This is a genomic window from Arthrobacter sp. LjRoot14 (assembly GCF_964253905.1).
In the GTDB taxonomy this organism is placed as follows: Bacteria; Actinomycetota; Actinomycetes; order Actinomycetales; family Micrococcaceae; genus Arthrobacter.
Map to the genome: position 1 here is coordinate 2701655 of NZ_CAXURL020000001.1, position 16389 is coordinate 2718043.

The 16389-nt window shown below is 65.3% G+C and carries 20 protein-coding genes and 1 riboswitch; of the genes, 12 read left to right on the plus strand and 8 right to left on the minus strand.

All coding sequences use genetic code 11. From position 1 onward, the window contains the following. Nucleotides 1–450: 450 nt before the first annotated feature. A complete protein-coding gene (locus tag ACSQ12_RS12065) occupies nt 451–837 on the plus strand; it encodes a hypothetical protein (protein WP_209744337.1) in 387 nt (128 codons plus the stop codon). A gap of 18 nt (nt 838–855) precedes the next feature. Here the strand turns inward: ACSQ12_RS12065 and ACSQ12_RS12070 are convergent, their stop codons facing one another. Further along, nucleotides 856–1182, minus strand: coding sequence for a chorismate mutase (locus tag ACSQ12_RS12070; RefSeq protein WP_011692165.1), 327 nt, complete (start codon nt 1180–1182; stop codon nt 856–858). 14 nt (nt 1183–1196) lie between these two features. Between ACSQ12_RS12070 and ACSQ12_RS12075 the strand changes: the two genes are divergently transcribed. After that, nucleotides 1197–1619, plus strand: a complete 423-nt coding sequence (locus ACSQ12_RS12075; RefSeq protein ID WP_436065553.1) for a VOC family protein — start codon at nt 1197–1199, stop codon at nt 1617–1619. Nucleotides 1620–1626: 7 nt separating this feature from the next. Here ACSQ12_RS12075 and ACSQ12_RS12080 read toward each other — a convergent pair whose 3' ends face one another. After that, on the minus strand, nt 1627–2355 hold the full coding sequence (locus ACSQ12_RS12080) for an SOS response-associated peptidase (protein WP_436066993.1): 729 nt from the start codon (nt 2353–2355) through the stop codon (nt 1627–1629). 178 nt (nt 2356–2533) lie between these two features. Between ACSQ12_RS12080 and ACSQ12_RS12085 the strand changes: the two genes are divergently transcribed. After that, nucleotides 2534–2791: a mycoredoxin gene (locus tag ACSQ12_RS12085; RefSeq protein WP_011692168.1), complete on the plus strand. Its 258-nt coding sequence runs from the start codon at nt 2534–2536 to the stop codon at nt 2789–2791. 93 nt (nt 2792–2884) lie between these two features. Here ACSQ12_RS12085 and ACSQ12_RS12090 read toward each other — a convergent pair whose 3' ends face one another. Next, nucleotides 2885–3634 (minus strand): lipoate--protein ligase family protein, encoded by a 750-nt coding sequence (locus ACSQ12_RS12090; RefSeq protein WP_436066994.1) that lies wholly within the window; start codon nt 3632–3634, stop codon nt 2885–2887. A gap of 16 nt (nt 3635–3650) precedes the next feature. Here ACSQ12_RS12090 and ACSQ12_RS12095 point away from each other — a divergent pair, with 16 nt between their 5' ends. Next, entirely contained in the window at nt 3651–4040 is a 390-nt protein-coding gene (locus ACSQ12_RS12095) for a DUF2177 family protein (protein WP_436065554.1), read from the plus strand. A 42-nt stretch (nt 4041–4082) separates the two neighbouring features. Here the strand turns inward: ACSQ12_RS12095 and ACSQ12_RS12100 are convergent, their stop codons facing one another. After that, nucleotides 4083–4886, minus strand: coding sequence for a thioesterase family protein (locus ACSQ12_RS12100; RefSeq protein WP_436065555.1), 804 nt, complete (start codon nt 4884–4886; stop codon nt 4083–4085). A 137-nt stretch (nt 4887–5023) separates the two neighbouring features. Here ACSQ12_RS12100 and ACSQ12_RS12105 point away from each other — a divergent pair, with 137 nt between their 5' ends. From ACSQ12_RS12105 to ACSQ12_RS12120, 4 genes are all read left to right on the plus strand, one after another. Further along, nucleotides 5024–5437, plus strand: coding sequence for a hypothetical protein (locus tag ACSQ12_RS12105; protein ID WP_436065556.1), 414 nt, complete (start codon nt 5024–5026; stop codon nt 5435–5437). After that, complete coding sequence (locus ACSQ12_RS12110) at nt 5434–5628, plus strand: hypothetical protein (RefSeq protein WP_436065557.1); 195 nt, start codon at nt 5434–5436, stop codon at nt 5626–5628. Before ACSQ12_RS12105 ends, ACSQ12_RS12110 begins: the two co-directional genes overlap by 4 nt. Nucleotides 5629–5798: 170 nt before the next feature. Then, nucleotides 5799–6503, plus strand: a complete 705-nt coding sequence (locus ACSQ12_RS12115; protein WP_043429816.1) for an endonuclease/exonuclease/phosphatase family protein — start codon at nt 5799–5801, stop codon at nt 6501–6503. 28 nt (nt 6504–6531) lie between these two features. Next, on the plus strand, nt 6532–8223 hold the full coding sequence (locus ACSQ12_RS12120; RefSeq protein WP_436065558.1) for a SulP family inorganic anion transporter: 1692 nt from the start codon (nt 6532–6534) through the stop codon (nt 8221–8223). An 18-nt stretch (nt 8224–8241) separates the two neighbouring features. On the opposite strand, the gene ACSQ12_RS12125 is transcribed toward ACSQ12_RS12120, so the two are convergent. Both ACSQ12_RS12125 and ACSQ12_RS12130 read right to left on the minus strand, forming a co-directional pair. Next, nucleotides 8242–10014, minus strand: coding sequence for a DUF5671 domain-containing protein (locus ACSQ12_RS12125; RefSeq protein WP_436065559.1), 1773 nt, complete (start codon nt 10012–10014; stop codon nt 8242–8244). Further along, nucleotides 9951–10379 carry a hypothetical protein gene (locus ACSQ12_RS12130; RefSeq protein ID WP_307864405.1) on the minus strand — a complete coding sequence of 143 codons (429 nt, stop codon included), beginning with the start codon at nt 10377–10379 and terminating at the stop codon, nt 9951–9953. The genes ACSQ12_RS12125 and ACSQ12_RS12130 overlap by 64 nt, the downstream gene beginning before the upstream one ends. 147 nt (nt 10380–10526) lie before the next feature. Between ACSQ12_RS12130 and ACSQ12_RS12135 the strand changes: the two genes are divergently transcribed. Both ACSQ12_RS12135 and ACSQ12_RS12140 read left to right on the plus strand, forming a co-directional pair. Continuing rightward, nucleotides 10527–11972, plus strand: coding sequence for a DUF5129 domain-containing protein (locus ACSQ12_RS12135; RefSeq protein ID WP_436065560.1), 1446 nt, complete (start codon nt 10527–10529; stop codon nt 11970–11972). A gap of 170 nt (nt 11973–12142) precedes the next feature. Further along, the gene (locus ACSQ12_RS12140; RefSeq protein ID WP_209744299.1) at nt 12143–12520 is read left to right on the plus strand and encodes a cupin domain-containing protein; all 378 of its coding nucleotides are present in this window, start codon (nt 12143–12145) and stop codon (nt 12518–12520) included. A 78-nt stretch (nt 12521–12598) separates the two neighbouring features. Here the strand turns inward: ACSQ12_RS12140 and ACSQ12_RS12145 are convergent, their stop codons facing one another. Further along, a complete protein-coding gene (locus ACSQ12_RS12145; protein WP_209744297.1) occupies nt 12599–12790 on the minus strand; it encodes a DUF1918 domain-containing protein in 192 nt (63 codons plus the stop codon). 190 nt (nt 12791–12980) lie between these two features. Between ACSQ12_RS12145 and ACSQ12_RS12150 the strand changes: the two genes are divergently transcribed. Continuing rightward, entirely contained in the window at nt 12981–13568 is a 588-nt protein-coding gene (locus ACSQ12_RS12150) for a hypothetical protein (RefSeq protein ID WP_436065561.1), read from the plus strand. A 115-nt stretch (nt 13569–13683) separates the two neighbouring features. Here ACSQ12_RS12150 and ACSQ12_RS12155 read toward each other — a convergent pair whose 3' ends face one another. After that, a complete protein-coding gene (locus ACSQ12_RS12155; RefSeq protein WP_436065562.1) occupies nt 13684–14448 on the minus strand; it encodes an NlpC/P60 family protein in 765 nt (254 codons plus the stop codon). Between the two features lie 3 nt (nt 14449–14451). Beyond that, nucleotides 14452–14646, minus strand: a riboswitch (cyclic di-AMP (ydaO/yuaA leader). Between the two features lie 229 nt (nt 14647–14875). Between ACSQ12_RS12155 and ACSQ12_RS12160 the strand changes: the two genes are divergently transcribed. Continuing rightward, complete coding sequence (locus tag ACSQ12_RS12160; RefSeq protein ID WP_436065563.1) at nt 14876–16384, plus strand: polysaccharide deacetylase family protein; 1509 nt, start codon at nt 14876–14878, stop codon at nt 16382–16384. Nucleotides 16385–16389: the final 5 nt, after the last annotated feature.

The window sequence follows — 16389 nt, forward strand, 5'->3', positions numbered from 1 at the left end:
CGAACGGGCGATCGCACCGCTGGCAGGGAGAAACTGAATTGATTCGATTTGAAATACTTAGTTCGAATATATCTTCGAATAATTCAAGTCTACGCCGGAGCCCGGACAAAACCTACACGCAGTCTCCCGGCTTCAGCGGTGCCAGCGATAAGGGGTTGTTGTTGACACCCGGAGGACCCATAGCGCTCAAGGATGGGCCGTGAGCATTCAGTCGAATCGCTGCGGATCAACTTCCTGCCCGGCCTCACGGCGGTTTGAGACCTGGCGCGGGGTAGCGCGTCATGGAGTCCGGGTGGCACCGGCCTGAAGCCAGAGGACCGCCGGCCCGACCTCGTTCCATCATGCGCTCATATTCGAATATTTATTCGAATATCATTGGTCCGTGCCGGAGCGCTGACAAAACCTCGATCAGGGGTGGACGGACGGGAGCGCAGGGAGCAGGATGGAGCCATGAGCTCCCATGACGCACTCCTGAAGCACGTAGCCATCGCCGCCAAGGACTCCACCTTGGTGGCGACTTTTGATATAGACGGAAACATCCCCGGGGCGGGCGCCTACGTTGTGGGGCTTGTCGCGGCCACGCCGGATCATTCCCATCAACGAAGAATGGGCATTGAGTTCATGAACGGCGAGGCTGTGTCCTTCTACTGCTTCAGCCACGACGGAACAGAGGAGAATTTCGACCTCAGCGGCGTGACGCACTCAGGCAACACCATTACCGGCAACTTTCCCATGAGTACCGTCCTGGGCCTGGAAAAGGGTCACCTGATGACGGCCTTTAGCGACGCCGACGGCAGGGACTATCAGGCCAACGTGCCCGTGGAAGAATCCCTCTGAGCAGCTAATTGCCGGCAGCTAGTTGCTGGCGTTGTGCACTTTCATCTCAAGCTCGGTGAAAGCCGTGATCATCGCCCGGTAGGTCTTCTCCACGATGTCCGGGTCGATGTCCTTCTTCTCGGCGGCGGCGCGGACATGTTCGATGACCTTCTCCACCCGTCCGGGAGCCCGGACCTCCGCGTCATCGCCCTTCAACGTGCCTGAAATCCGGATCAGGCGTTCACGGCGGGCAATCAGGGTAACAATCTGCTCATCAACTTCATCGACGGCCACTCGGACAGCTGCGAGCTGCTCCCTGTCGGCCTGGGCGTCTTTGTCGTGTCCGTGATTTGTGGGCATGTGCATGACAGTATCTAAGAATGCAGCCTCGAGTCGACTTCATTTCATTGGGCGTCCGCAGTGTTGATGCCTCCCGCGACTTTTACGTTAACGGCCTCGGCTGGCCGGTCCACCGGGAAGTCCCCGGCGAGGTGGTGTTTATCCAGGCAAACCACGGCCTCATGCTTTCCCTGTGGGATGCCGGCCAGATGCAGGCCGAGGCCGCCGTGGACAGCCCCGCCGGGGTCCCCTGCATCACATTGAGCCATAACGTGGGCAGCGCGGCGGACGTTGACCGGGTCATGGCCGATGCCGAGGCTGCCGGGGCCGCCGTGGTGGCCCCGCCAAAAACCCAGCCATGGGGCGGGTACACCGGATACTTCGCGGACCCGGACGGATTCCGCTGGGAAATCGCTTTCAATCCCGCCTGGGCCGTGGACGCCGCCGGCAACGTCACGGTCTGAAAGCCGGCTAGAACAGGCCTTCCACCGGCCGGATAAGTTCCGGCGAGTCATTTTTTACATTCCCGACGGCGGTGCCAACGGCGTCGATGGTCCAGCCTTCGGCAACGTCGTGCGCACCGGCCCGGACCAGATCCACCAGCCCGGCGGCATCGTCCGCCTGCGGATCCAGCCATGCCTGCATGGTCCCCGGGTCCATGGGCAACGGCACCCTGTCGTGCAGGGCGGTGAGTTCAGCCAGCACTCCCCCGGCGTAGCCGTCCGGCGGCGAATCGGTCGTCATGATCGAGGTGGACAGCATCCAGCGCTGCGGGTCTCCCTCGGGCTTGGACGGATCTTTCCACCATTCATACAAACCGGCGAACACCAGCGGCCGGCCGTCCTTCGGGTGCACGTAGTAGGGCTGCTTGCTGCGGCCTTCACCCTTCCACTCGTAGTAGCCGTCCGCCGGAACCGCGCAACGCCTGGACCGGGTCGCCTTGCGGAAGGCCGGCTTCTCCAGGACGCTCTCGCTTCGCGCATTGATCATTTTCGAACCGATGGAAGGGTCCTTGGCCCAGGACGGCACCAGCCCCCAGCGGGCCACGTGCAGCTGCCGGACCGGGCTGCCGTCCACCAGCCGCTCCAGCAGGATGGGCACGTCCGCGGTCGGGGCAACATTCCACGACGGCGGAACCACCAGCTCCTCTTCCAGTTCAGCGTCAAATTCTGCCAGCAGGTCCCCGACGGCCCTGGCCATCACGTAGCGTCCACACATGGCACCAGCATGCCACCGCCCGCATGCAGTGTCACCCGGCGTAACCCGGGCGTGGCTTCGGCAGCCCGGCGTCCGGGGAATACCGGCAGCCGGGTTACGGTTGAGGACAAAGACATCTGATTTGATAACGACGAGCAATAACGAGCTTGAGGAGAACTCCGTGGATTTCACCCCCGAATCCGGCACCATCACCATGTTTTCGACCACTTGGTGCGGATACTGCAACCGCCTGAAGAAGCAGCTGGACGCCCAGGGCATCGGCTACACCGAGATCAACATCGAAGAAGTCGAAGGCACCGCTGACCTCGTTGAACAGCTCAACGGAGGCAACCGCACCGTCCCCACCGTACTCTTCCCGGACGGTACCGCCGCCACCAACCCGTCGGCAGCTGAAGTGAAGAGCCGGCTCGCGGCCTAGGCGCCATCTCTTGAAGTTCATAAGGCCGGGCACCGCGGGTGCCCGGCCTTTTGCGTGCCCGCCCGCCGTCCGGGCAGACCCCCCAGCCTCCGGCTAGCCCCGCAGGCTGGCGAAGTCCGCGTAGTCCAGCTGCGCATATCCGCCGTAAGTGTTGATGACCGCCGCTTCGATGGCCGCAACGTCGATTCCAGGAACCAGGTCGTCCACCGCGCCGGCGGTTGCAGGGTCCCAGTCGAGCCCCAGGGCCGCGTAGCTGGCTTCCAGGACTTGGCGGATCGGTGCCGAATTCTGCACCACGATGACCGAGCTGAACAGCCAGCCGCCTGAGACCACCCGCTGGGCCGTGCCGATCAGTTTGACCCTGTGCTGCGGATCTGCCGGGTCCAGGCCGTGGACGCTGAACTCTCCGGGGCAGTACTCGCCCGGGATTTCGCCGACGGCGGCGTGGACCCCGGCGCTTCGAAGCGCGTCCGCCAGCATTTCGCCGAAGACGGCGAAGCGTCCCTTGGCACCGGCAATGGCGTCGGCATGCGGTTCCACGTGGTCGACGATCAGCGTTCCCTGGTGATACGCCGCGGCCCGGCCGCCGGCCTTCCGCACCAGCGGTTCAAAACCCAGTTCCCGGCAGGCCCGGGCGGCAGCCTCAAAGCCCGGAAGGTGCGCGTCGCGCTGGCCGAAGGCCACGGTGGGAGCGGGGCGGTAGAGCCTGAGCGTCGGGCCGACCCGCCCGGTCTTGGCCAGGCCCAACAGTTCGATGCCGAATTCGAGGTCACGCGCCGCACCCAGCGACTCCTCCTGCCGGACAATGGTCAGCGTGGCGGGTGCGCCGGCCGCATGCTGCATCTTGCTAAGCTCCCTCATGGTCATTCTGCAATTCCTGGTCGTCGCCGCTGCGTTCGCCGTCATTGACGCCATCTGGCTCAAGACGATGAACCCCTATTACCGCCGACAGATTGGTGAGCTGCTGGCCGACAAGCCCAATCTAGGGTACGCGGTGGTGTTCTACGTGATCTACATTGCCGGCATTGTCTTCTTCGCCCTGCGCCCCGCGCTCGACGGCGGCAGCTGGCTCAGCGCCGTTGGCTACGGTGCCGCCCTGGGCACCTTCGCCTACGCCACGTACGACCTCACCAACGCCGCGACGCTGAAAACGTGGCCCTTGCAGCTGATCATCGTGGACATTCTGTGGGGCGCGGCGCTGACCGGCCTGGCCACACTGGCCGGCTGGCTGGTGTTCCACCAGAACTAGGGACAGCGACAACAGCGCCGCACCGGCGCACTTCCGCAGCAGTTACGTCCTGCGGAGGGTCAGGATCTGCTCTGCCCGGCCGAAAGGCCCGGCGAGGTCGTGGAGCACTGTTGACGTCAGGCCGATGCCATCCGCACCGAAGGAAACTGCATTGTCCAGACCCAGCCAGTCACCGGAGGGTTTCCGGTACATGTGGATCTGCAGGTCCAGGTTGGGGAATGCGTAGCTGTCCCTGCCCGGAGGCACGCGCGCCGCTATTCCGTTCGCAGTATCAACCAGCCCCATCAACCGTGCGACGTCGCCGCTGTCCGCCTTGTCAGTGAGCGGATGCGAGGTGCGCAACCAGACGGTCCCGGAGCCCGGACGGTGTCCGTCCGCAACGCGCATCTCCAGGGACCGGATGTAACCGCCCGGCCAGACGCTGGCGCCGTCGTATGGCGAGCACTCCTCCGGCCCGGGAATACGGGTGTCTTCCACCGCGGCCACGGCCGATGTGTCGGAGGTGATCATCCGCCATGCGGTGGCCCGGATGGCCACCCGCCCCTCAGCAACCAGTTCGGCCTGCAGCAGTTCAATGGTGCGTCCGGGCCGGAGCGTGGTGGTCACGACTTCGAAGTCGCCGCCCGGGATCAGTCCCAGGATCTCGTAACTCAGGCGGGCCATCCTGACGTCGTCCCGCGGGGAGTGCCGCTCCAGGCAGTCCGCCATGATCCCGGAGGCGGGCGCCATGTGCTGTTCATGCTCGTTCCAGGCGCCCTGGGCGTGAATCGTGGAACGGAACCGTCCGCCGCCCAATGACTGGTAATAGAACCCGCCCTCGGCAAGTTCCGGAAGTGCAGCAGTCAACGTCGACCCTTTCGCATGGCTGGTGATGATCCCAGAACACACTATCGCCTGCCGGCCCGCAGCATCCCCTTATCCTCACAGCTTCCTCATATCAGGGCCTCATGGCCGGCATAAGCCCGAAGCCTGGAAATAAGGGCATGACTTCTCTCAAGAACAAACAGCGCAAGGGCAGCCGCGTACAGCGCGCCGTCGTGGCGGGGACGGTTGCCCTCACCCTGTCGGCCGGTGGCGCCACCGCATGGGTGCTGGACCGCTTTGTGGTCCAGCACGTGGAAATCTCGGACGTGTCCGCCTACCAGGCGAGCCAATCCGGCACAGCCACCGGAAACACCGCCAACGAATCCGGCAGCACCTCCTCCGCCGTCACCACCGACACTTCCTATGACTCGGACAGTTCCACCATCAACATCTCCACGGTGACCACCGGCAGCGGCGACAGCACCGTCACCTACTACGTTGCCGACGTCGTACTGGATGACGCCACCACGCTGCAGTCCGCGTTCGCGAACAACAGCTTCGGCGGGGCGGCGCTGTGGTGGCGACCTTCGTGACGGCGAAGCAGGCAGCTTCGCTGGTCTACTCCTCCGCGGCTGTCACGGCCGGCCAGGAATACACCGTTTACACCGGCGGCACTGCCCGCGTCACCGCCGGCCTCGGTGAAGGAACGCTCGACGGCGCCCGGAAGCAAGGCACTGTCACAGCCGGCGATTACACGGCTGTGCGCGGTCCAGGCGGCCGCTGACGGCACGGCCGCCCGGACGGCGGGGGACGACGGCACGGCCGCGTCCCCCGCCCTGATGCTGCAGTGTTTATGTGGTGTCTTTCTGTGCTGTCTTCCTGTGCTCAGCACAATGCACGGACTAGACTCAGGAGTCGGTTCTCCTAACTACGCTCGGAAGAGGTAATCCCCTGATACGAGTCATCAGCTACAACCTTCGCAAGCACGCGGCCCGCGGCGAACTGCTGGATCTGGCCCGCGACTTCGGGATAGATGCCTTGTGCCTGCAGGAATGCGACACCACGGATTTGCCGGACACGCTGGGCCCGCTTCACCTGGCCGATTCAACGAAGGGCAACAGGCTGGGGCTCGCCATCTACTACCGGATGGACCGATTCACGGCCTTTGATACCAACACGTTCGCGTTGAAGAAGTCGTTGCATGACCGGGTTCTGGCGCCGGCCCATGAGCGTTTGATCGGCACACGGGTGGTGGACAATGAAACGGACCATGAGCTGGTGATCGCCTCATTCCATGCGGCGCCCCTGACGGCCTCCAATTCGTTGCGCCGCAAACAGATCAAGGCGGCACACGCGGAGCTCCTGGGCATGGGCAGCGGCCTGATGACGCTTATGGTGGGCGACTTCAACTATCCGTTCTTCACCAAAAACCTCACCGAACACATGAAGAATTCCGGCTACGAACTCTCCCTCAGCGACCGGCGGACCTACACGCGGTACAAGGTCTTCAAGGGCCATTTCGATTTTGCCACGTCACTCGGCTTGGATATCGAGAGCGTGGAAACCCTGCCGCGCGGTGCTTCGGACCACCTTCCCATCCTGGTATCCGCGGAGTACGGCCAGGATTACGGCCCCATCCAGGGAACGCCGCAGCCCTGACGCCGACCACCAGCCCGGGAGGCCCCCAGTGCGCCGCGATTGGATCCTGAAAGCCGTTCCGGGCATCCAGCTGGCACGGACATATCAGCGGTCCTGGCTCCAATCGGATCTGGCCGCCGGAGCAGCCCTGAGCGCGGCCCTGATTCCGGCCGGAATGGCCTACGCAGAAGCCGCCGGTCTTCCCGCGATCACGGGACTGTACGCGTCTGTGGTTCCCATGCTGTTCTACGCTGTTTTCGGGCCAGCCCGGGTGATCATCGTGGGGCCTGATTCTTCGCTGGCGCCCATGATCGCCGCCGCTGTGCTCCCCCTGGCAGGACGGGATCCGGACCATGCCGTGGCGCTCGCAGGCGTCCTGGCCATCCTCATTGGAATCTTCCTGGTCGCCGGCCGGATCTTCAGGCTGGGTTTCGTCACCGGACTGCTGTCCAAGCCGATCCGGGTGGGCTACCTCAATGGCATCGCGCTCGCCATCATGGTCAGCCAATTTCCCAGGCTGCTCGGCATCACGGTCTCAGCAGACTCGCTGCCGGCCCGGGCCGCGGAGACGGCCGAAGCCGTTCTGCGGGGAGCCACCAACCCCGTGGCGCTGCTGTTCGGGGCTGCGACGGTGGCAATCATCGTGGCCGGCCGCTTCCTCCCCGGTAAGGTGCCCGGCGTGCTCCTGGCTGTGGCGGCCTCCATCGCAGCGGCCGCTGCCCTGGACCTCAAGGATGCCATGCCCATGGTCGGAGCGCTTCCGGCGGGCCTGCCCGCACCGGCCCTTGAGGGCATCACCATGGACGACGTTGCCGGTCTCATTGGCCCTGCTGCCGGTATCGCCCTGATCGCCTTTGCCGATACCTCGGCGTTGTCCAAGAGCCTCGCAGGACGGCGCGGCATCCACACAACCGGCAACCAGGAGATGGGAGCGCTGGGGATCGCCAACGTGGCCAGCGGCATGCTGGGCGGCTTCCCGGTCTGCGGCAGCTCATCCCGGACACCGATAGCGCTCGATGCAGGGGCGCGCACCCCCTTCAGCGGCATCGTGGCCGCGGCCCTGGTAGTGATGTTCATGGTGGCAGCCCCCGGGGTGACAGCCTTCCTCCCCACCACCACACTGGCCGCCGTCGTCATGGTTGCAGCGGCCTCGCTGGTGGATATCAAAACCCTGCTCCGGCTGGTCCGGATGAGCAAGATGGAAACGGTCCTGCTCATCGCCACGTTCCTTGGGGTCGCTTTCGTGGGGGTGCTGCAGGGCATTGTCATCGCCATTGCCCTCTCGCTGATCGCGTTCATCCGGCGGGCGTGGGATCCGTACCGCACCGAACTGGCGAGCCTGGAAGACATCCCGGGCTACCACGACCTCAGCCGGCACCCGGAGGGCAAACGCGTCCCCGGCCTGGTGATCGCCCGCTTCGATGCGCCGCTCTTCTTTGCCAACGGAGCGGTTTTCGCGGAACACATCCGCAATCTTGTGGCGAACGCCCCGGGCTCGGTGAAATGGGTCATTGTGGCCGCCGAGGCCATCACGGACCTGGACACCACCGCTTTGGACGACCTCGTGGAGCTCGACGACGAACTTGCCGGCCAGGGCATCAGCCTGGTTTTTGCCGAGTTGAAGGGACCGGTCAAGGACCGCCTGCTCAAGTTCGGCGTCAGCAGCAGGTTCGGACCGGACCACTTCTTCCCCACGGTCAACAACGCGGTGCGCACCTACAAGCGGACGTTCGGGATCTAGCCGCTGTTGTGAGCCTGCTCAGTCCGAACCCAGCGGGATCACGTCGAGCCGCGATCCCGGGCCTATGACTACGAGGACGCGGTCCGCCGCGACACCCTCCAGTGCCTGGGCGAGCCGTCCTGGCAAGTCGCCCGCGGCACCCTCCGCAGTACCGGAAGTCGCAGTACCGGAAGTCGCGGCACCGGCGTCCGCAGCGTCGGAGGTCCCGGCGTCGGCCTTCCGCCAGACGGTGACAGTCGCACCGGTAACCTCCGCCGCCACGCGAACCAGCGGCTCCGGGTCACCGCCGGCCACCAGGATCACTTTCCGGACCGTGCGTTTGCGGGGCGCAGCGGCTGCGGTGAGGGAACGGTCATGCCGCCATACCGCGAAGTGGTAGCCGGCGGCGAGTCCCGTGGCCACGAGCAGGCCCAAGGGCGCCCTGAGGCGGTCCACCAGGCTGCCGCCGCTGATGTCGTCGAGCAGGAATTCGAAGACCCGGTACCCGATCACCAGGAGCGTGATGACGGCGACGATCGCGCTCAGGCCGAAGACTGCGATGAGGTAAACGCGCCGGCCGCGGCGGCCAAGTTCAGTCGGTTCCGGCGGCACCCCGGGCTTCCAGGTCAGCCACCACAGCGGGCCGCCGACTGCCAGGGCACTGATGCCGCCCAGCAGGAGGGTACGAATACCGTCGCCGGCCAGAGGCGTCGCTGCGATGCTGAGAACCGAGTTGACCACGATGCCGATGCCGGTGGCCGCAGCAACCAGGCCGACACCGGAGGTCACTAGCTTTGCTGCCTGCAGGGTGGTGTCTGACCGTCCCATGGAAACGGTCCGGTGGTAGGCCCAGATGAGGGAACCCACCGCGCCCGCAGCTATCGCCGCGCCAAGCGGTTCCAGGATTTCGCCGACCGGGTCAGAGCGGTCAAAGGCCAGCCGGAGCAGGACGAACAGGACAGTGCCGGTGCCACCCACAGTCAGGAGAACGGCCCCGAGGATTCCGACCACCACCAGCGCCACGTTGGCAAAGTCCGTTTTCAGCCGGCGCCCGCCGTCGTGGATCCAATGCCACCACCAGATGGCGGCACCGCCGGCGCCCCAGGCGAGCGACTGCAGCACGAACCTCCACCACGGATCCCCGATGGACGCAGATGACGTAAAGCCCTGGATCGCAGTGTCGAGGAGATTTGCGAGCGCTGTCACAGTGCCGCCCACACCGATGATGAGTCCGAAGACCGCCCCCACCACCGTCGGAACATCCGGAATCAGCGAGGGGCTCTTTCGCGGATGCCGCCACATCCAGCGATGCCAGGCCAGCACTCCTGCCCAGACCAGCCCGTGGGACAGTGACAGCTGCCACCCCAGACGTTCGCCTCCGATGACGGATGCCGCGGCGCTGAGCAGCCCGGTGGCAGACGTGATGAGCGAAACCGCATACATGCCGGTCAGGTAAAGCCCCCAGCCCGCGGAGGACCGCTCAACGGCGTCGTCGAGCCGCCGCCACACGAACCACCAGAGGGCGGCTGCCATGGGCCCGCCGATCAGTGTGAACGCCAGCGACCGGGCCAGGCCTGCCACGTCGCCTGCGACAAGCACCGTGCCGGCGCCGAGGAGGCGGCCCAACAGGCCGCTCAGGCCGATGGCCATCACCACAACCAAGGCGAAAAGCAGAGTGTATACGATGAGGCGGCGGACCGTCGGCTGGGCGGAACCCGCCGCCGGAGCAGGCACCGTCCGGGCGGCGGTCATTGCTTCACCGTCCGGTTCGTGCAGACCCTGAGCTGCCACGGCGCGGAATCGATCAACCATTTTCCGTCGGTCTTGACAAGGTCAAACACGTCCTCCGTCTCGTACTCCGAGTTCCCGAAGGGTCCGCCCCCGTTGGACACCACGATCAGGACCCGTACGTCCGCAGACGAGGCGCGCTCCGTGGTGGACACCAATGTGACCCGCAGGTTGTCCGTGGAGGCCCGCTCAAAGTCGACACACTGCGTCCGGGCGGATTCTGTCAGGTAGGCGGTGGCCGCCGACTCGTCGCCGTCGATGACGGCTGCGGAGTAGCGCTGCACCACGCCCTGTGGCGTGGACTCGTCCAGCAGGGCCGGTTCGCCCCGCGAGAAGACCACAGCCAAGGCAGCCACCGCCAGGACGGCAATAACTGCCAGGATAATCACGAGGATCCTGTTCGGTCTTCCCGCCGCTGCTTCCATGTGGTCAGTATGTCGCACTGCCCACACCCTAGCTACGGTACTTTCGGCCCTATCAGCGGTGGCTGGCATGAACGAGGCTGAAGACAATCGTTGCCTCATGGGAAAGGAATCATGCGGAGAGCACTGGCTGCCGTGTTGCTTGTATTGCTCGGCCTGCTCTGCGGTTCAGCCGCCGCCCTCGCGGAGCCGCCGGTGGAGATTGTGGTGGAAGACGGTGCCGGAGTCCTGGACCTCAACCGGCTGATCCCGGCGGTGGAAGCCATCGACTTCTACGAACCAACCCGGGTTGCCGTATTCACGTACCGGGGCTCGGCGGATGCCAACCTCAATGAAGAAGTCCTCCGCTTCGCCCGGGCCGAACATCCGGAATGGATCAGCGGGGACGGCCAGAAATGGGCGGACGGTCTGTTCATTTTCGCCGTGGACCCGGTGGGACGCCATGTGGGCACCTACATGGGCGAGGACCGTAAAGTCTCCCTGGAACAGCGCCAGGACATCCAGGACGCCTCAAAGGATTTGCTTCGGGATGCCCAATGGACGGACGGAACCATCGCCGGCATCCGGCGCGGGGCGGAGCTGATCAACCAGCCCTGGTACCGGTCCACGGCATTTCTGGTGACGGCATGGAGCTCTGTGGCCGCGGCTGTCCTCGGTGCCGCGACATGGTTGATTGTGCGCTGGCGGACCAGGGCGGACAGCCGCAAGGAGCTCGCCCGCGGGGACGCCAGCTACTCCAACGTCAGCATGGATCTTCAGGTCACCGAGCTGAACGCCGGCACCATTCCGGAGTCCTCGCGGTACGGCAGCACCGTCCTGGAGAAGCACCGCACGTTCCTGGCCAGGTACAAAACAGCCACCGAGCTGGCCAACCGGGCGCACGCGCTGACTCCACGGGCCATGAGCCGGCGGCCGAACCTCAAGCTGGTACGGGATTTTGCCGACGCTTCCGCTGAACTGGATGCCCTGGATGACGTCATTGCGGACACCAACGCATTGCTCAACCGCGGATCAGCATGGGCTTCCGCGTGGGACCGGCAACTCGCACCGTTCCGCAGTGACCTGGCAGCCCTGGAACAAATGCTCAGCAAACGGCACGCCGCAGGCGACTCAGCGACCGCAGCGGCGCTGCGGTCTTTCCGCGACGAGAGCCACCGGGAGATCGAACGGTGGTCGGCCGAACTCGCCGAGGGCACCATCAGCCCGGAAACGGCCCTGGACCGGCTGCGGGATGCCCGGACGCACCTGACTGAGCTCCTGAAAAACCACGCAGACACAGTAATCGCAGGCTTCGCCAAGACCGACCGGGAAGCCAGGCTGATGCGCGAGGAAATGGAGAGCTCCCAGGCCGGTACCAAGGCCAAGCACGGCCGTACCTACGAGCCCAGCATCCTTGGCACGGTCTATCCGTCGTACTACTTCTTCTCAGTCCCCGCCTTCAACACGGGGTTCAGCACCGGCGTGGGCAGCGTCAGCACAGCCCGCGGCGGGGGCAGCACCACCGGCTATGGCGGCAGCGGAGGCAGTTTTTCCGGGTCCGGGAGTTCGTCCAGTTTCTAGGCGCCGACGGGTCTCGACAAGGATCCCGGATCGGAGGAAGCTGAGCATCGTATAGCGATCACATCATCGGTTCGCCGCATCGATCCAGACCAGGCAGACCGACTCCGCTGTCCGGTCGCGCTAGCGGGACCGGACAGCCCCATCCACAACTCCGATTGATGGAGAGAGCCATGACCACAAATGTTGTCGCTCAACTCGCAGTAAAGTCGCACAATTCTCCGGACGAAAAGCGCCGCCCTGACAAGACGGAAGTGGATCTTGTATCCGTCGACGCCTACACCATCGGAAGATTCACCTTTGAACCCGGCTGGCGTTGGTCCGAATGCATCAAGCCCGTCGCTCAGACCGATTCATGCCAGCTCAGCCACGTTGGTTTCTGCGTTTCCGGCAAACTCACGGTCAAGACCTCTGACGGCAGCCAGATCACCATCGCCGCTGACGACTCCTACAGCATCCCGCCAGGGCATGATGCATGGGTCGAGGGAGACGAGCCCTTTACGGGCATCGAGTTCGTCAGCGCCGCAGTGTTCGCCAGGGCACCCGAATAGCAGACAGGCGGCGTCTGGCGCCCAGGCAGCGAACCAGCCCCCGGGTTCACAGCGGCTTCACAGTTCACAGCGGCTTCGCTACTGCGGGTGGATCCTGTCAATAACGAAATCCCCGCCGGGAATGACCGTGGTTTCATGGCCGTCGTCGAAACGCACCACGTAGGGCGGCGCTCCGTCAGCGCCATGGACCTCAATGATCTGGCCGTGCCGCTCCGCCGATCCGACCGTCTTGCCCCGGATAGTGATCCGGTCTCCCTGGGTTGCCTTCATGGCAATCACCTCCAAAGACCAGAGTACGAGTGTCGGGGCATGGATAACAGGGCCGTTCCGCACTGGCAGGCCGGGGTATCGGCCGGGCTTCCATGCGGCACCACCCGGGATCTGGCGCTGGTGGCCGCCTGGCAGGAGTATTGGGATACAACGGATCGTGACCTTGGCACCGGACCGAGGGGGAACGCCTATGGCGGAGGAGAAACCCACCAGCTGGTGGGCTACGCTGCCCGGTCTGCTGACCGCCACTGCAGCGGTGATCACCGCTGTGACGGGGCTGCTGCTTGGCCTGGGGCAGCTTGGGGTGTTCGACGCCGGCAAGCCCGCCACTTCAACGGCGGGCTCCTCCGCCACCGGCGCCTCCGCACAGCCGGACGGCGCTGTCCCGCCGTCGGGTTCCGGGTCCGGCGGCGGTAACAGCCCGGAGTGGGCGGTAGCACTGCCGGCCGAGCGCCGCTACAGGGCTGCCGACGTCGAATATGAAATTCTTGGTGCCCGTGCGCGCCCTGACGTGTACGGCAAGATCGCGTTGACGTTCACGCTCAGATGCACCAACCACGGCAGGTATGACATCAACTTCTGGGACTCAGCGTTCAGGCTCGGCGCCGGCGGAGTCAGCCACTCCCCCGATTCCGGCCTGAACGAGCTGGTGGCTGGCGATTCAAGCAAAACGGGCGATGTCCGCTTCACTATCCCGGCGGACACCCGCGATGCCGTCCTGCGCATCAAGTTCGCACAGGGCGAGAGCACGGTTCCGGTCGCGATCTCCCCGCCCTGAAACCCCGGGCAGATGTCTGGCGACAGGGAAGGCCGGTGACCGGCTGCCCCCAAGGCAGCTGATCACCGGCCTGTCATCCGGTTTCCCGGCCCCTCGGGGAGAACGGGACCAGCAGCTAGGCTCCGGCGCGGACGAAGGTCACGCCGCCGGTGGCCGTCAGCCAGGACAGCGGGTGCGTGACGGTGGCGTTGACACCGTTCATGCCGCCGCTGATCACCTGTCCGTCGCCGATGTAGATGCCCACGTGGCCGGACTGGACCACCATGTCGCCGGGCTGGGGTTCCCCCACCACTGAGCCGTAGTTCATGAACTGCATGGGTCCCAGGTCGCCGACGGGAATGCCGGCGGAGCCAAGTGCCTTTTCCACCATGGCGGTGCAGTCCTGGGTGATGCCGAGTTGCGCGTAGGCGGCAGAAACCATGGCGGCGTTGACACCGCCGGCCGCCGGGGCAGGAGCCGGAGCCGGCGCAGCTGCCTGGACCTGGACGGAAACGGCAGGAGCCGCCGGCGCGGCAACCGGTGCCGGCGCTGCAGCAGGGGCCACCGCTTCTGCCGGGGCGGGCTCTTCAACCGGCACTTCCACTGGAGCGGGGGTGGTGCTGACGTCCGGCCGCTCGAAGCTGATCCTGACGTGGGAGTCCGCGCTGAGCGGGGCACCCACCTGGGCCTTGGCGTCGAGGCCGGATGCCGGTGCCGAATCGCGTTCCGCGGGAGCCTCGGCGGCCTGCGCAGCCATCCCGCTGGACAGGACCAGGCCAGAAGCCGCCGCAATCGCCGCGGCCTGGCGGCCAACCTTGCTTCTGCCGCGGGCCGTTGTGACGCCGGAGCGTCCTGCGGGCGCTGTTGACGGATGGTGAGCGGGCAGTTTGCGTGAAGACATGAAGTAACCTCTCCCGATGCCTGCGAGGTTAGCTGTCGGATTCGGATGGGAGACACCCGGCCGCAGTTGCCGTCCGCTCAGCAGACGGCTTGCGGCTTCACCCCGAAGACCTGCACAACAATCCTGCAGGCCAAAAGTGGTTTCCCCGTCCCTGCCGGATGGTTTCGATCGGATCCCGGGCCGCGGCAGGGTTAGGCAATCCGCCCGGGAGTGCCCGTATCGGAGATAACCGGCACTGTCCCACCGTACGCGCGCCCCTCGGCCGATGTCACATTCGGATAACGCACTGCCGAACCAAGCGCGGAATGCAGGTAGCTGCGGTGTACTCGGGTACTGCGTTAATCAAAGTCGAGTGTTTTGCCTTGACGCCACGAGGCGTAGTCTACGTGCATGTTCTTGCGGGGGGACTCACACGCTTGGAGGCATCATGCGTTGGTCCAATCAGCCTGTCCGCAAGCCCGCGCGTCACGTGGCGGATCCCCCTGAACCTTTGGCCGGAGGCCCGCACGGCAGGCGCTGGGTTGCAATCCTGGGTGCGCTGCTGCTTGCTGTCAGCACAGTGGCGGGCGTGGCCGGCACTTCGAAGGCCGCGGGGCCGACCATCGTCAGCCTGACGTTCGACGACGGACTCGGCAGCCAGTTGGCCGCAGCGCAGGAGCTGAAAGCCCACGGGCTGGTGGGAACTTTCTTCATCACCACGTCCTTTGTGGGCCAGTCCGGGTTCCTCACCCAGGCAAACCTGAACACTCTCGTGGCCGACGGCAACGAGATCGGCGGCCACAGCGTGACCCACCCGGACATGACAACGCTCAGCGCAGCGGCCGCCAGTGCGGAGGCCTGCAACAGCAAGTCCACCCTCGAAGGCTGGGGCTTCACCGTCCGGAACTTCGCCTACCCCTTCGCGGCGGTGAACCAGACAGCCCAGAACGCAGTCAGCGGCTGCGGGTACAGCAGTTCCCGGGGCCTCGGCGACATCCGCTCTCCCGCCAGCTGCGCCGACTGCCCTGTCGCCGAAACGCTCCCGCCGCAGGAACCCATGGTCACCAAGGCTCCGGACCAGGTGGCCGCCACATGGACCCTGGCGGACCTGCAGGCGACGGTCACGAACGCCGAGACAACCGGCGGCTGGCTGCAGCTGACGTTCCACGAAATTGCGAACGGAACTGATCCGTCACTGTCCATCAGCCCCGCGCTGTTCAAAGAGTTCGTCACGTGGCTGGCCGCGCGGACAGCAAACGGTACGACGTCGGTCCGCACAGTGGCGCAGGCATTGGGCCAGTCCCCCGTAACGTCACCGCCCCCCTCACCGTCGCCTTCACCTTCACCATCGCCGTCCCCGTCGCCGTCGCCGTCGGGCTCGTTTACGGACGTTCCCGCGAACTCGCAGTTCTACACCGAAATCAGCTGGCTCGCCTCGCAAGGGATTTCCACCGGCTGGGTTGAAGCCAACGGCACCAGCACGTATCGTCCGGCGCTCGCCGTCAACCGCGACGCCATGGCCGCCTTTATGTACCGGCTCGCCGGGAGTCCGGCCTACACACCGCCCAGCACCTCCCCGTTCATCGATGTGACACCGCAGACGCAGTTCTACAAGGAAATCGCCTGGCTCGCGTCGAAGGGCATTTCCACCGGCTGGGACGAAGGAAACGGCGCCAAATCGTACCGGCCGCTGCAGGCCGTGAACCGCGATGCGATGGCAGCCTTCATGTACCGCTTTGCCGGCAGCCCTGCCTACAACGCACCGGGCGGCTCCCCCTTCACTGACGTGGTCCCGCAGACGCAGTTCTACAAGGAAATCAACTGGCTCGCGTCGATGAACATCTCCACCGGCTGGGACGAAGGGAACGGCACCAGGACCTTCCGTCCCGTCCAGCCCGTGCACAGGGATGCCATGGCAGCCTTCATGTACCGCTACAACAACGCCTTCCCTGCGTAAGTGCC